Source organism: Acinetobacter sp. F9, from assembly GCF_019195275.1.
Lineage (GTDB): Bacteria > Pseudomonadota > Gammaproteobacteria > Pseudomonadales > Moraxellaceae > Acinetobacter > Acinetobacter pseudolwoffii.
On record NZ_CP078068.1, the window covers coordinates 2044779 to 2059548 of the forward strand.

General features: G+C 46.4%; 13 protein-coding genes. 6 read left to right on the forward strand and 7 right to left on the reverse strand.

Annotated elements, in window-relative coordinates; all coding sequences use genetic code 11:
- Nucleotides 1-24 precede the first annotated feature (24 nt).
- The gene (locus tag KT990_RS09660) at nt 25-1197 is read left to right on the forward strand and encodes a S41 family peptidase (RefSeq protein WP_180049954.1); all 1173 of its coding nucleotides are present in this window, start codon (nt 25-27) and stop codon (nt 1195-1197) included.
- Here KT990_RS09660 and KT990_RS09665 read toward each other — a convergent pair whose 3' ends face one another.
- The 3 genes from KT990_RS09665 to KT990_RS09675 are packed head-to-tail and all read right to left on the reverse strand — an operon-like array spanning nt 1198 to nt 4861.
- Complete coding sequence (locus KT990_RS09665) at nt 1198-2622, reverse strand: sigma-54-dependent transcriptional regulator (RefSeq protein ID WP_005094453.1); 1425 nt, start codon at nt 2620-2622, stop codon at nt 1198-1200.
- 15 nt (nt 2623-2637) lie between these two features.
- Nucleotides 2638-4203, reverse strand: coding sequence for a sensor histidine kinase (locus tag KT990_RS09670; RefSeq protein WP_005169018.1), 1566 nt, complete (start codon nt 4201-4203; stop codon nt 2638-2640).
- A 22-nt stretch (nt 4204-4225) separates the two neighbouring features.
- Nucleotides 4226-4861: a response regulator gene (locus tag KT990_RS09675; RefSeq protein WP_005108454.1), complete on the reverse strand. Its 636-nt coding sequence runs from the start codon at nt 4859-4861 to the stop codon at nt 4226-4228.
- A 219-nt stretch (nt 4862-5080) separates the two neighbouring features.
- On the opposite strand from KT990_RS09675, the gene KT990_RS09680 reads away from it, so the two are divergent.
- The gene (locus KT990_RS09680) at nt 5081-6148 is read left to right on the forward strand and encodes a serine hydrolase (RefSeq protein ID WP_180000940.1); all 1068 of its coding nucleotides are present in this window, start codon (nt 5081-5083) and stop codon (nt 6146-6148) included.
- Between the two features lie 54 nt (nt 6149-6202).
- Here KT990_RS09680 and thrC read toward each other — a convergent pair whose 3' ends face one another.
- From thrC to xerD, 4 genes are all read right to left on the reverse strand, one after another.
- Entirely contained in the window at nt 6203-7342 is a 1140-nt protein-coding gene (thrC, locus tag KT990_RS09685; RefSeq protein ID WP_218208708.1) for a threonine synthase, read from the reverse strand.
- Between the two features lie 57 nt (nt 7343-7399).
- On the reverse strand, nt 7400-8704 hold the full coding sequence (locus KT990_RS09690) for a homoserine dehydrogenase (protein WP_005094444.1): 1305 nt from the start codon (nt 8702-8704) through the stop codon (nt 7400-7402).
- A 125-nt stretch (nt 8705-8829) separates the two neighbouring features.
- Nucleotides 8830-9642, reverse strand: coding sequence for a DsbC family protein (locus KT990_RS09695; protein WP_005169007.1), 813 nt, complete (start codon nt 9640-9642; stop codon nt 8830-8832).
- A 99-nt stretch (nt 9643-9741) separates the two neighbouring features.
- The gene (gene xerD, locus KT990_RS09700; protein ID WP_005094442.1) at nt 9742-10659 is read right to left on the reverse strand and encodes a site-specific tyrosine recombinase XerD; all 918 of its coding nucleotides are present in this window, start codon (nt 10657-10659) and stop codon (nt 9742-9744) included.
- Nucleotides 10660-10834: 175 nt separating this feature from the next.
- Between xerD and KT990_RS09705 the strand changes: the two genes are divergently transcribed.
- The 4 genes from KT990_RS09705 to murD all read left to right on the forward strand — a co-directional run bounded on the left by KT990_RS09705 (nt 10835) and on the right by murD (nt 14765).
- Complete coding sequence (locus KT990_RS09705) at nt 10835-11095, forward strand: FeoA family protein (protein WP_004281065.1); 261 nt, start codon at nt 10835-10837, stop codon at nt 11093-11095.
- A complete protein-coding gene (feoB, locus tag KT990_RS09710) occupies nt 11092-12948 on the forward strand; it encodes a ferrous iron transporter B (RefSeq protein WP_218208709.1) in 1857 nt (618 codons plus the stop codon). The genes KT990_RS09705 and feoB overlap by 4 nt, the downstream gene beginning before the upstream one ends.
- A gap of 56 nt (nt 12949-13004) precedes the next feature.
- The gene (locus KT990_RS09715; protein WP_100355195.1) at nt 13005-13256 is read left to right on the forward strand and encodes a DUF6587 family protein; all 252 of its coding nucleotides are present in this window, start codon (nt 13005-13007) and stop codon (nt 13254-13256) included.
- A 162-nt stretch (nt 13257-13418) separates the two neighbouring features.
- Nucleotides 13419-14765, forward strand: a complete 1347-nt coding sequence (gene murD, locus KT990_RS09720; RefSeq protein ID WP_159516341.1) for a UDP-N-acetylmuramoyl-L-alanine--D-glutamate ligase — start codon at nt 13419-13421, stop codon at nt 14763-14765.
- Nucleotides 14766-14770 lie beyond the last annotated feature (5 nt).

Here is a 14770-nt window from a genome sequence, read left to right on the forward strand (position 1 = left end):
TAAGATTTTAAAGAAAGGTAAAAAATGGCAACAACACATTGGAAGTCTGTCGTTATACCATGCTTACTGATGTGTTTGAGTCATTCGGCCTGGGGTGCGGGCTCAAAAGAGCCGGTATTCGATGATATGGAAATGGATGGTCAGGTTTATACTGAAATTCCTGTGGCATCCATTCAAGAATTTGTACAAATTTACGGCATCGTCAAAGACAATTATATTCAAGACAAAAATGACGACGCCTTGTTCCAACAGGCAATCCAAGGGCTGGTCAGTGGCTTAGACCGCTATTCGCGTTATTTGTCTCCTGAAGATTATAAGCAGCTACGTGAATATACTGAAGGTGATCTGGCCAGCATTGATTTCGATCTGCAATTTAACTCGCAGATGAAGCAATGGATGGTGCAGGGATTGAGCGCCGATGCCGACTCTGCCAAGCAGGGACTGCGTAATGGTGTCACGGTCTATAAAATTGATGATCAGGTACTGAGTAGCCTGAATCAGGAGCAGGTGCGACAGTTATTGAGCGGGGCGGTCGGCTCTACGCTGAGCATACAGCTTTCCCCGCAAAGTCCGGTGGTTCGTCTGGTAAGGAATACCAAGCTTGATACTGAAATTAAATCCAGTCTGCACAATAATCAGGTACTGGTATTGCAGGTCAAAGTTTTCCAGCAAGATACAGCCAATGAAATCAAGCGCCTGATTGAAAGCTATTCTGACAGACGCTTAAAAGCGGTGATGTTTGATCTACGCAATAACCCGGGTGGCTTACTTTCTGCCGCAGTAGAATCGGCCGATTTATTTTTGAATCAGGGTGTGATTGTCTCGACCCAAAGCCGTTCGGAAGGCAATCAGCAATTTCAGGCGCTGCCAAGTTTTGAATTTCAGAATCTGAAAGTGGGCGTTCTGATTAATAACCGTTCAGCTTCGGCAGCTGAAGTCTTTACGGCAGCATTGAAAGAACATAGCCGGGCTTGGGTGGTCGGTGAGCAAAGCTATGGCAAAGGTGTGGTACAAAAGCTATTTCCACTGAGTAATGGTTCTGCTTTACAAATGACAGTGGCACAATACTTCAGTCCGAGTGGTCAGATGATTGAAGGGCGGGGCGTGCAGCCACATTTCAGTTATCCGTTTAAGCAGGAAATGCGTGAGGAGAGCTATCTGGAACACGTCACAGACCTGCTACTCCTGCAAAAATAATTATTCGTCTTCCTCAGTATCCAGTCCGAACTTTTTCAAACGATAACGTAGGGAGCGGAATGACATACCGAGCTTTTTCGCGGCCAGTGTGCGGTTCCAGTGCGTTAGATTCAGCGCATTGAGTAGAACTTCTTTTTCAATCTTTTCTAAATATAGCTCTAGGCCTTCTTCTGGGAGCTTTCTCGGGGCAATCAGGGTGTCAGTCGCAATAATCTCGCTCGTGAGCGTATTCATCTCCTGAGCGCTATTAAGAGCCTGACGTAACGGTGCACTTTGCAGGTGCTGAAGATCAATCCGCTCTTCATCACTCAAGGTAATTGCACGTTCCATAATATTACGCAATTCACGTACATTACCCGGATAATATTGTTCCAATAAAAATTCTTTACTGCGTTCTGTCAGTTTTTTATTGGCAATGCCCCATTCCTGGCAAATCTTCTGAATAAAATGTTCGGCGAGTAAGAGAATATCCTGACTCCGTTCACGCAGCGGCGGTAAAGTCAGATCCATCACATGAATACGGAAATATAAATCCTGACGGAATTTGCCTTGTTGTACCAAGGCTTCCAGATCCTGATGAGTGGCACTGATGACGCGGAAATCCACATCAATTTCAGTATCTGAACCGAGTGGACGAATACGCTTTTCCTGTACGGCACGTAACAGTTTGACCTGCATGGAAAGTGGCAGTTCTGCAATTTCATCCAGAAACAGGCTGCCACCATGTGCCGATTGAATCAGCCCCTGTTTGTCCTGAGCGGCGCCAGTAAAGCTGCCTTTCTTATGCCCAAACAGTTCGCTTTCCATCAGTTCAGTGGGAATCGCACCACAGTTAATTGCAATAAAAGGGCCTTCATTACGGTTGCTCAGGCGATGGACCAGATTGGCCACCACTTCCTTGCCAGTTCCCGATTCGCCAGTAATAAAAACCGGTGCCTGTGAGCGGGCAATTTTTTGTAAGGTAATACGTAAGTGCTGAATCGGTATCGATTGCCCAATCAGCATTTTATGTTCTAAAGCATCATTTGGATTATTATGGGAATAATCCACCGGTTTATTCAGTGCTTTTTGTAGCAGCTGTTCCAGATGTTTCTGATTGATCGGTTTGCTGACAAAGTCAAAGGCACCGGCCTTGAGTGCAGCAATCGCGATTTCCATGTTGCCATAGGCGGTCAGAACCGCGACCGGAAGTGCAGGGTAGAGATGGCCAATCCACTCCAGTAACTCCAAACCATTGCCATCGGGCAAGTTCAGGTCAGTTAAACAGGCATCATATTGATGATCTGCAAGACATTTTTTAGCATCTTGCAGACAATGTGCGATGTGCGTACGAATCCCCATCCGCAGCAACGACATTTGCATGAGGGTGCATAAATCTTCTTCATCATCCACCAAGAGCACCAGTGGCTGTTGTTCCACACTCATTTCCCTTAAACCCCTTTATACCGTAATACGTTGGCAGCTAATGCGAAAGCATGCGCCCTGTTCTTGTTGTATATAGTTTAATTGTGCCTGATTTGCTTCACAAAAACTATGTGATAAGTACAGTCCTAATCCGGTTCCACTAATCGAGGTGCTGAAAAAAGGTTGAAATAATAGGGCCTGGTCGTGTATGGCTACACCTGAGCCGAAATCCCGGATATCAATCCAGACCCGATGTTCATAGGGATGTATATTCAGCTGAATGTAATTGGCATCTGCTGAATTGTGACGGATGGCATTGCGAAGCAGGTTAATCAGGACTTGACGAAATTGTGCTTCATCGAACTGAATCAGCAGCGGCACATCAATATTAAATTGAATCTGATCGCAAATATCGGCCAAATCTTCCTGGATAAATAACGGGATAAATTCATTGAGATGAATCGGCACCGGATGGGTTTCTTTATTTTTGACCATATTCAGCGTGTCCTGAATAATCCGGTCGATCCGGGTCGCCTGTCGGCCAATCATCTGGTTGAGTACTTGTTGTTGTTCATTGTCAGAGTCAAGGTATAAATCATTGGCCTGCACAATAGCTGCCAATGGATTACGAATTTCATGCGCAATACTGGCTGAAAGCTGGCCCAGTGCAGCAAGCTTGAGTTGCTGCACCTGTTGATTGAGTTTTTTGGCATCCTGTAACACCAATAACATCAGGGTTTGATGCGGCACAATCAGCTTTTGTACCTGTACATGAATGTTATAGCGACTTTGCTGTGATTCAAATTGAAAACGCTCGCCATTTTCCAGCGTTTCAAACTGGATCAGTTCAAATAAATCTGGTTGTGACTGGTAGAGGGTAAATTTCTCATGCGCAAATTTTGCTTCGATCCCGAGCAGTGTACAGGCCGCAGGGTTACTCAGGACCACATGATAATTTTCATCCAGCACCAGATAGCCAGTTTCGATCTGTTCCAGAATATAACGGTTAATATTCTGTAAGCGATAAAGTTCCAGAGATTGCGAAAAGTTCAGGTTTTCCAGAATCTGAAAACGGCGTACCGCAATTTGCCCGGTTCCATAGACCACAAAGAACAAAAAGGCCAGCAGGGCACTATTACTGATATTGCTTAAGGAAGAAAATGCAAAAATACTGCCGATAAAATGTTGATATATGACACTAATCACAGCAATCAGCGTGACCACCAAAGCTTTTTTTGCATCCAGCAATAACGATGCGGAAAAGATGGTAATCACAAACAGCAAACCAATTTGCAGATTAGGCCCATCACTTGCCAAAGTCAGTAAACTTAAGACGCAGACATCGCTAAAAAAAATCATAATCAGCTGCGGCTGGATCAGGCGTCTGATCCATTTCAGTGCGAACAGCTGCGCTGTATTAATGGCAACACCGATTCCTAGCGCATAATAATACAGTTGTGGATATTGATAATCGCCGGTTAGCTCGGGGTAGGTCAGCAGAAAAATCAGCAGCAGGCCAGTGCTGATCAGCAGGCGATACGCACTATACCAGATCCCTAAATGATACTGATTGAGTTCAGAATAATTGGTTTTTTGTGCCATATGCAGCGCGACTCGCCAAAGGCTAAGGTTTAATCAGCCCATAGCGCATGGCCAGATGCGTCAGTTTGACATCACTATCAATATTCAGTTTTTCAAAAATACGATAACGATAAGTATTTACGGTTTTGACGCTGACAAAGAGCTTGTCAGCAATTTCCTGAGCGCTGATACAGTTCACCACCATCATCGCCACTTGCATTTCACGTTCTGACAGTGCATCAAAAGGCGATTGCTGTGTATCAGAAAGGTAAGAACTCGCTAACTGTTCTGCAATGTCGGCACTAAAATATTTACCGCCTTGCATGACTTTATTGATGGCGCGAACCATTTCTGAAATCGGCGCCCCTTTGGTAATATAACCTTTGGCTCCGGCTTTTAATAACAGCGAAGGATAGGGTTCTTCTGCCAGACCGCTGACAGCCAGTACTTTGGTTTCAGGGGCGCTCTGAAGCAGACGACGCGTGGTTTCTACGCCACCAATGCCCGGCATATTCACATCCAGTAAAACCACATTCGGATGATGCTGACGAACCAGAGAAATCGCTTCTTCACCAGATTCAGCCTGTCCAATCACCTGAACCTCCGCATGGTCTTCCAGCATTCTGCAAATTCCAGTACGTACTAATTCATGGTCGTCCACAACTAAAACTGTGATCACCTACGCTCTCCCTCTGTTAAAAAAATCATTTTTTTGTTACATAAAGCAAAATAAGCTTGCAATGAAAGTACAAAATTAGCAATCCTATTCGCAAGATAAAATCTGAAACTTATCACACAGTGTCAAGATCAAAAAATGTTCTGCAATGTGTTTAAATGTAAGGCATATTAGAGGTAATACGCAAATCAATCTTACCTCTGTTAGTTGAGTGAAGAAATAGTGAAGAAAATAAACAAGTCTTTAAGGCATGTATTGGGCCTGTCCGTGTTAGTCAGCATGAGTGCGACAAGTTTTGCTGAAATCATTATGAATTCTGGCACGACAGAGGGCGGATCCAGCATTAGTTGGTCTTCTGAGGAAGTCAATCAGCTGATGAGTGATGATTTCCGTGTGGCTGCTGATGAGCCTTCGCCACCCGGTTCAGCCACTGTGACCACGACCTTGCGTCAGAGTGTACCGAGCACCCAGCAGTCGGTCAGTGTTCAGCAACCAGCAAAAACAACACAGATTTTTGATACAAACATTTATAGCAATCAACCCTCTGTAAATGCCCGTGCTGCATTGGTTATGGATGCGCAAACCGGTGAGGTGCTGTTTAGCAAAAACACCAATACCGCTTTGCCGATTGCATCTATTACCAAATTAATGACAGCAGTGGTGATTTCCGATGCACGTTTAAACATGTCAGAAAAAATCACGCTGCAACAGGCTGATTTCTCTTGCGCAGGTTGTAAAAGCTCAAGCTCGACCTTACGTGCTGGCGATAGCATGAACCGTGCCGAAGCTTTATTGTTTGCTCTAATGAAGTCTGAAAACCCGGCAGCTGCAGCCTTGGCGCGAACGTATCCAGGTGGTCGCAGTGCATTTATTGCAGCGATGAACAGTAAGGCCAAGGCCTTAGGCATGAATTCATCCCGCTTTATGGAATCAACCGGCTTACACCCTGGAAATGTGGCATCAGCACGTGATTTGGGTATTTTAGTGAATACCGCTTCTCAATATGGTCTGATTCGTCAATTCTCGACCACACCAAGCTATGACTTTAACTTGGGTTATCGTGTACTGAAATCGAATAATACCAATGCACTGGTGCGTAACGGCGGCTGGAATATCAATATTTCTAAAACCGGTTTTATTAATGAAGCAGGGCGCTGTGTGGTGATGCATACGACCCTGAATAACCGTCCGGTGGCAGTGGTACTGTTAGGTGCAAATAGCTCACAGGCGCGTACCAATGATGCGACCCGTTTGATGAGCTGGGTGAGCCAGCAACCAAAACGAATCTAATCTCTGCGCTCATAAAAAACCCTGCAAATGCAGGGTTTTTTATTCTGGCTGAAATTACATGTTCGACAGAATAGAGTCTTTTACCTGAGCCATGGTTGCGTCGATAGACACCATCACCGCATCGGCACATTGTTTGATCGCGGTATCTGGATCTTTTAGACCATTACCGGTTACGGTACATACGATTACTGAACCTTCAGCGATTTTACCTGCTTTGATATCACGGATTGCACCGCCAACAGACGCAGCAGATGCAGGTTCTACGAATACACCTTCATACATCGACAGCAGACGTTGCGCTTCAAGAATCTCAGCATCCGTCAGTTCATCAAACCAGCCGTTTGAATCACGAACGACAGCTTTGGCATGATTGAAGCTTTGCGGATTACCAATACGAATTGCAGTTGCAACAGTTTCCGGATTTTCTACTGGACCACCACGCAGGAACGGAGCAGCACCAGACGCTTGGTAACCGGCCATGATTGGCAAGCCAGCCGGTTTAGGACCAGTGAAAGCATCGGTTTCAGCATCGTAAATCACTTGCTCAAATTCTTCTTTCGACTGATTGGCCACCGCTTCGGTATAGCCCATCCAGTGTGCAGTGATATTACCTGCGTTACCCACTGGCAGGCAGTGGTAATCCGGGGCACGACCTAAAGCTTCAACGATCTCGTAAGCAATGGTTTTTTGACCCTGCAGGCGGTACGGGTTGATTGAGTTTACAATCGTTACCGGTGCCTGATCAGCAACTTCCTTCACCAGACGCATGCCGTCATCGAAGTTACCACGAATTTGCATGGTGATTGCACCATACATCATCGCTTGGGCCATTTTACCCATGGCAATTTTGCCTTCCGGGATGAGCACGAATGCTTTGATACCGGCACGAGCAGCGTATGCAGCCGCAGCAGCAGAAGTATTACCAGTGGATGCACAGATGATGGCTTTAGAGCCTTCTTCAACGGCTTTGGTCACTGCCATAGTCATACCGCGGTCTTTAAATGAACCAGTCGGGTTTAAGCCCTCGTACTTCACATAAATTTCAACATCTTTACCAATAATGCGTGGAATATTCTCAAGCTTGATCAGTGGAGTATTACCCTCACCCAAAGAGATCGCACGAGTAGTTGCAGACACTGGTAAACGGTCGCGATAGCGGTCAACTAAACCAGTATAACGATTGGCATTCGACATGATGATGTTCCAATTGTGTGTAGAGCTTGGCAAGGGGAAATACTCCCCTTAACCCGATTAATTATCAAGCGATTCTAAACGAATTCGTACAATTTCGCCATGAATGACGGGTAATGCTTGAATTTGTGAGAGCGCTGCATCCATTTTTGATTCGACGATAGGATCGGTCAGAATCACGATCGGAATAAGGTCTTTTAAGCGAGGTTGCTGCATGATGGCATCAATACTGATTCCGGCACGACTGAGAATCGTGGTGACATCGGCAAGTACGCCCATTTGATCTTCGGCATTAATACGGATGTAATAGCCGGTGGTCATTTGTTCACGACTCAAGATCGGTAAATCGGTCAGGGCTTCAAAGGCCAGTTGCGGAATGGTTCCGGCACCGTCTTCGGTATAAATGATATCACGGACAATATCCACCACGTCTGCGACCACAGCAGAAGCCGTTGGGCCTGCACCCGCACCTGCGCCGTAGTAGAGCGTTGGGCCAACCGCATTGGCTTGTACCAGTACGGCATTTTTCACGCCATTGACGTTGGCAATCAGTTCTTCTTCAGGAATCAGGGTTGGATGAACACGGAGTTCAATCCCGGCATCGGTGCGGCGTGCAATTCCCAGGTGTTTGATACGGAAACCGAGGTCTTCTGCATATTTCACATCTTGTGCAGTGACTTTGCCAATGCCTTCAGTAAAGACTTTGTCAAACTGTAGCGGAATACCAAAGGCACATGAAGCCAGAATGGTCAGCTTATGTGCAGCATCAATACCTTCCACGTCAAAGGTTGGATCGGCTTCGGCATATCCGAGTTCTTGTGCTTCTTTGAGTACGTCTTCAAAAGTACGGCCTTTTTCACGCATTTCGCTGAGAATGAAGTTCCCCGTACCATTGATGATGCCCGCCAGCCATTCAATCTTGTTGGCCGCCAGACCTTCACGAATCACTTTAATAATGGGAATACCACCAGCCACTGCCGCTTCATAGGCAATCTGCACGGCGTTGTCTTCAGCCGCTTTAAACAGCTCATTCCCATGTTCAGCCAATAGCGCCTTGTTGGCAGTGACAATATGCTTGCCATGTTTCATGGCTTCCATAATAATTTCAAAAGCAGGATGAATCCCGCCCATGACTTCGACCACCACGTCTACGTCAGGTTGACGCACGATGTCCATCAAGTCTGCACTTTGTTTCACTGATGCAGGTAGGTCCAGATCAGGACGTGGACGACGGGTGCCTACATAGGTAATTTCAATTTCACGACCGGTGCGACGTTTAATCTCAGCAGCATTTTCTTTTAATAGTTTCAAGGCACCACCACCTACAGTACCAAGACCGAGGATAGCCAGACGAACTGGTTTCACGTCACACTCCAAATAAACAGTTTTTTACGAGAACCTAGATCATAGCTAAAAAAACGCCATGACTCTAGGGTCATTTCAGAATATCTTTATGTATAAAATAAAGTTAAATAACGTATTAAAATGAGTTATTTAAGTCGCTTCAATAATTCAGCGCTAGACAGATATCCGCCGAGGTAAACCCCTTCCGAACTATAAATGGCAGGGGTGCCATTGACGCCCATATTCAGGCCCATGTGATATTGATCTTGAACAGGATTTTCACATTTCTCTGCACTAATCTGTGCGCCGGCAATGGCCTGATCAAAAGCACTATGACGGTCAGCACTACACCAGATCGCTTCCATGGCCGGCATATGCTGTTCACCACGCGGCCAGGCGATATAACGGACCTCAATACCTTTACTATTCATTTCATCCATTTGTTCATGGAATTTATGGCAATACGGACAGCTGACATCGGTAAAGACATAGACCACATGCTTGGCCTTGCCTTTAGCCGGATAGATCAGCAGATCTTCTGCTTTCAGTTCGGCAAAGAGTTTATTGTTGATTCCGGCTTGCAGGTTTTCACTGACATTATGCAGCTGTTTATCACCGAGTCGGATCACGTCGCCCTGAATCAGGTATTTACCATCGCTGGTGACATAGACCGCAGACATACCTTCCAGACTGACCCAGAACAGGTTCGGTACTTCGGTGGTTTTAATATCGGTAATTTTGGCACTGATCCCCGCAGTTTTGAAATGCTTTTCCAAGGTAGAGACCAGACGCTGTTGTGCATTGCGTTCGGTCAGGGTAGAGGCTTCTCCCGTTGCTGGTGCACTTGCAGTCAGTGTATCTTGCTTTTTAGTGTTGTTATCGGAATTGGAACATGCGCTAAGCCCCAAACCAGCAGCAAGTGTACAAGCCATAAAAACTTTTGAGCGGGCAAATGTCATAAATAACCCTTTTCTTCTTGGACTAAAAACAGAGCATTAGCATAACAAAAAAAAATACAAACACGTCAAACTTCTCAGTTTATTCCATGTGTAGATATTTTAAGCCCGTGGATGATGCGCTGCATGCAGTTGCTGCATCCGCACTTGCGCCACATGGGTATAAATCTGGGTGGTCGACAGATCACTATGTCCAAGCAGCATCTGTACCACACGTAAATCTGCGCCATGATTGAGCAGATGCGTTGCAAAGGCATGCCGCAAGGTGTGCGGTGACAGCTCGGATGCAATTCCGGCCTGTAAAGCATAGCGTTTAATCGCATACCAGAAATTTTGCCGGCTCATGATGCCGCCATGCTGAGTCAAAAACAGATAATCGGTTGAGGTCTTATACAGTTGTGGACGGGCTTCATTCAGATATTTTTCCACCCATTCACAGGCCATGTGTCCCATCGGTACCAGCCGTTCTTTATTGCCTTTACCGACGATGCGTAAATAGCCCTGTTTTAAGTTAATCAGTTCCAGACGTAAGTTAATCAGTTCAGTGACACGTAAACCGCAAGCATACAGCACTTCAAACATGGCACGGTCACGCAGGCCTAAAGCAGTATTGATATCGGGGGCATCAATCAAGGCCTCAACATCGGCTTCAGACAGGTCTTTGGGCAAGGCACGGCCAAGCTTCGGGGTTTTATGCGCTGCCACCGGATTATCACTACGCAGCTTCTGTTCACGCAGAAATTTATAAAATGAACGCAAGGCTGACAGACAGCGGGCAATTGAGCGTGGGCTTTTTTGCTGTTTGGTCAGTGCAATCAATACATCGGAAATATCGTCATGGGTCCATTCTGGCAAAGGCTTGCTCAGACATTCTGCACATTGCAGCAAATCAGATAAATAGGCATTTCGGGTGTGTGGACTGACCGTTTGCGCAATCAGATAATCACGAAAACCCTGTAAATAGCTCAAGGCTTCAGGAATTTGAACCGGGGCGGGAATACGGGGTTTTTTATTCAGCATAGGGTGCAAGGATCTGATCTGAAAAAGCGATGAATTTAATAGGTATTCTCCACTGTAGTTTAATTTCACCAGACTGTCGATGTGATATAAAAACTAATTCAGCATGTAATCAATCTTATTTGTTAATTATTCTCATTTGTTTGTATACTGTACAAAATAGTTCAGGAATTTCACGGTGCGTTTGTCTGATTTAAAAGCAAAACAAATTGCCATCATTCGAAAAGTGAGTCGAACAACTGATGGTGAAAGTGCTCTACACGATGTCGTCGCGAGTCGTTTGGAAACTCTAGGCTTTGTGCCGGGTACGAAGGTACAGGTGATTACGAAAGGTATTTTTGGTGGAGATCCCATTTTGATTCAAGTTGGATTTACCCGTTTTGCTTTGCGTAAATCAGAAGCAGCCAAAATTGAAATCGAACAGGCGGTGTCGGCATGAGTGATACATTACGTATTGCCCTTGTCGGTAACCCTAATTGCGGTAAAACTTCATTATTCAACCATTTAACCGGAACACGCCAAAAAGTTGGTAACTATGCGGGGGTCACGGTTGAACGTAAAGTCGGTACGTTTCAGCTTGCTTCAGGCAAAGCGGTGCGGGTACTGGATTTGCCAGGAACTTATAGTCTGGATGCGACCAGTCCGGATGAAGAAATCACCCGTAATGTGGTGCAAGGTAAAATCGCAGAAGAACAGCAGCAGGATGCATTCTTATGTGTAGTAGATGCCACTAACCTGAAACTGCATCTGGGTCTGGTCCTAGAAATGATTGCTTTGGGTCGTCCGATTCTGGTTGTACTCAACATGATGGATGAAGCACGCCGTCGTGGGATGCAAATCAATACCCAGAAGCTGTCTGAACGTCTCGGCGTGCCCGTGGTGGAAACTGTAGCGGTACGCAGTTCAGGGATTGAAAACCTGAAGAATGCCCTGGATCAGGGAAAATTCTCGGTACCGCAGACTGAACTGAGTGGCTTAAAGGGTGACCCGCATCAGCAGGTAGAAGTCATTCTGAACGACGTGGTCAATTTCGTCGATCAGGAAGACAAACGTACTGATTTTCTCGACAGGATTTTTTTACATCCGGTACTGGGTCTACTCAGCCTGGCTGTAATGATGTTCGTGATTTTCCAAGCGGTATTTGCCTGGGCTGCGCCGTTTATGGATGGCATCGAAACCTTCTTTGGTTGGCTCGGTGAATTCCTCGGTGAATATATTGCTCATCCTTTACTGAATAGTCTGGTGGTGGACGGGATTATTGCTGGTGCCGGCGGGGTGGTGGTATTCCTGCCACAGATTCTGATTCTGTTCTTCTTTATTCTAGTCTTGGAAGAATCAGGTTATTTACCACGAGCAGCCTTCTTGCTCGATAAGCTGATGTTTAAAGCGGGCCTGTCAGGCCGTGCCTTTATTCCGTTATTGTCCAGCTTTGCCTGTGCCATTCCCGGCATCATGGCATCGCGTACCATCAGTGATCCGCGAGATCGTTTAACCACGATTTTTGTGGCACCATTGATGACCTGTTCAGCACGTTTGCCGGTATATGCCTTGCTGATTGCAGCTTTCATTCCACAGCAAACTGTCTGGGGTTTTATGAACCTGCAAGGTCTGGTGTTATTTGGCCTGTATATGGCGGGTATTGTCAGTGCTCTGGCGGTGTCTTTTGTACTGAAATTTTTCCATAAAGATAAATCCCAGCACATGCTGTTGATGGAGCTGCCAAGCTACCGTTTCCCGGATCTGAAAAACGTCTGGATCGGCTTGCTGGATCGCGGCAAAATCTTCTTGAAGCGGGTCGGCGGCATCATCTTTGCCTTATCGATTGTACTCTGGTTCCTGTGCACCTTCCCGCAACCCCCAGAAGGTGCGATTTTGCCGGCGATTGATTATTCACTGGCAGGTATGCTCGGTCATCTGATGCAGCCAATCTTTGCGCCGCTCGGCTTCAACTGGCAGATCTGTATTGCCTTGATTCCAGCTATGGCAGCACGTGAAGTGGTGGTTGCTGCATTGGGCACTGTCTATGCACTGTCTGCCGTAGATGACGATGCAATGTCCGAAGGTCTCTCTTCACTGATCAGTAGTGGCGGTGATCTGGGCTGGTCAGTGGCGACAGGTCTGTCTTTACTGGTGTGGTTTATTTATGCACCGCATTGTCTGGCAACTTTGGCGACAGTCAAACGTGAAACTGGTTCCTGGAAAACGGTCAGTATCATGACGGTTTACCTGTTTGGTTTGGCATATTTCATGTCATTCCTGACTTATCAAATTGCTTCATATTATTTGGGCTAATCTCAGGTTGGCCTCGGCCCGTTGAGCTTGCCTGAGTATATGCATGGGAGATTGAGATGATTGAAATTCTGATTGTGGCGGCACTGGTGCTGTGGAGTGCGCTGGTGGTATTTAAAAAGGTGTTTCCGAACACCTCTCACTCAGTCTTCCAGAAGCTGTCTGATGCCTGCGCAGCAAAAGGCTGGACGCGTCTGGCCAAATGGCTGCAACCGGCTATGGCTGCAGGCTGTGGTGGCAACTGTGCCTGTCCGGTGTCGGAGCAAAGTGCAAAGGAAAAGCCGGCCCAGCAAGCGGTCAAATGGAAATAAGTTCCTTTTTTGCTGTGATTCTAAAAACCGTCATGAGCATGACGGTTTTTTTACGCATGGACACAAAAAAAATATGCAGAAAGCTCAATCAGAAAAGGCATTCAAAACAGCAAAGTGCTACCATTTCGTCAGTTTCAAAATAGACCAAAATATGGGGCGAAAATGTTAATACAACGTGGTGGGTTAAAAGTCGTTGCAGGACTCGGAATATCAGGTGTTGCAGCAGTCAATTTCTTACATGACCAGGGCTACCGCGTTGCAGTAACGGATTCTAGAGCCACCCCCCCGGGACATGACCAGATTCCGGCCGAAGTCCAGACCAGTTTCGGCCAGTTTGATGCCGAGCTGTTGCTGTCTGCAGAAGAAATCGTGATCAGTCCGGGACTGGATCCAAAATTGCCAGAAATTCAGGCGGCGATGGCGCAGGGTATTCCTGTGGTGAGTGAAATCCAGATTTTACGCCGTGCTACGGATAAGCCCATTGTCGCGATTACCGGTTCCAATGCCAAAAGTACAGTGACCACTTTGATTGGCTTAATGGCAGCCGATGCTGGCAAAAAAGTCGCGGTCGGTGGCAATCTGGGACGTCCTGCACTGGATTTAACCAAAGATGATCCTGAGTTATATATCTTAGAATTATCCAGTTTTCAGCTGGAAACTACTTCAAATCTGGCGGCTGAAGTGGCGGTGGTACTGAACATGAGTGAAGATCATCTGGATCGGCATGGCGATATGATGGGCTATCACACCGCCAAGCACCGGATTTTTCAGGGTGTGAAAAAAGTGGTATATAACCGGGATGATTCTTTGACCCGTCCTTTGGTGCCAGATGTGACGCCGATGCAAAGTTTTGGCCTGAATGCACCCGATATGAACCAGTACGGGATTCTTAAAGATACCGATGGTGGCATCTGGTTGGCGCGTGGTCGTGAACGTCTGTTAAAAAGTACCGAGATGTATATGCAGGGCACGCATAATGTTGCCAATGCCCTGGCTTGTCTGGCACTCGGTGAAGCGATTGGTTTGCCATTGGACAGCATGCTAAACACTTTAAAAACCTTCAAAGGTCTGGAACATCGCTGCGAATTTGTCAAAGCAGTGCAGGGCGTACGTTATTATAACGACTCCAAAGGCACCAACATCGGTGCAACCTTGGCGGCTCTCGATGGTCTCGGTATGGCGATTGAAGCCCAAGGTGGCAAAGTTGCGATTATTCTCGGTGGACAGGGCAAAGGACAGGACTTTAAGGCTTTGCGTGAATCATTGAGTAAATATGCCAAGATTGCAGTGCTGATTGGTGAAGACCGTCCGATCATCGAAGCAGCGATTAGGGGCACGACTGAGCTGGTTCATGCAGAGAGTTTGCAGCAGGCCGTAGAAATCTGCCAAAAGCACACCCAGGCAGATGATGTCGTGCTATTGTCTCCTGCATGCGCAAGTTTTGATATGTTCTCGGGTTATCCTGAGCGTGGTCGCAAGTTTGTTGCGTATGTGAATGAACTCAATTAAGAATA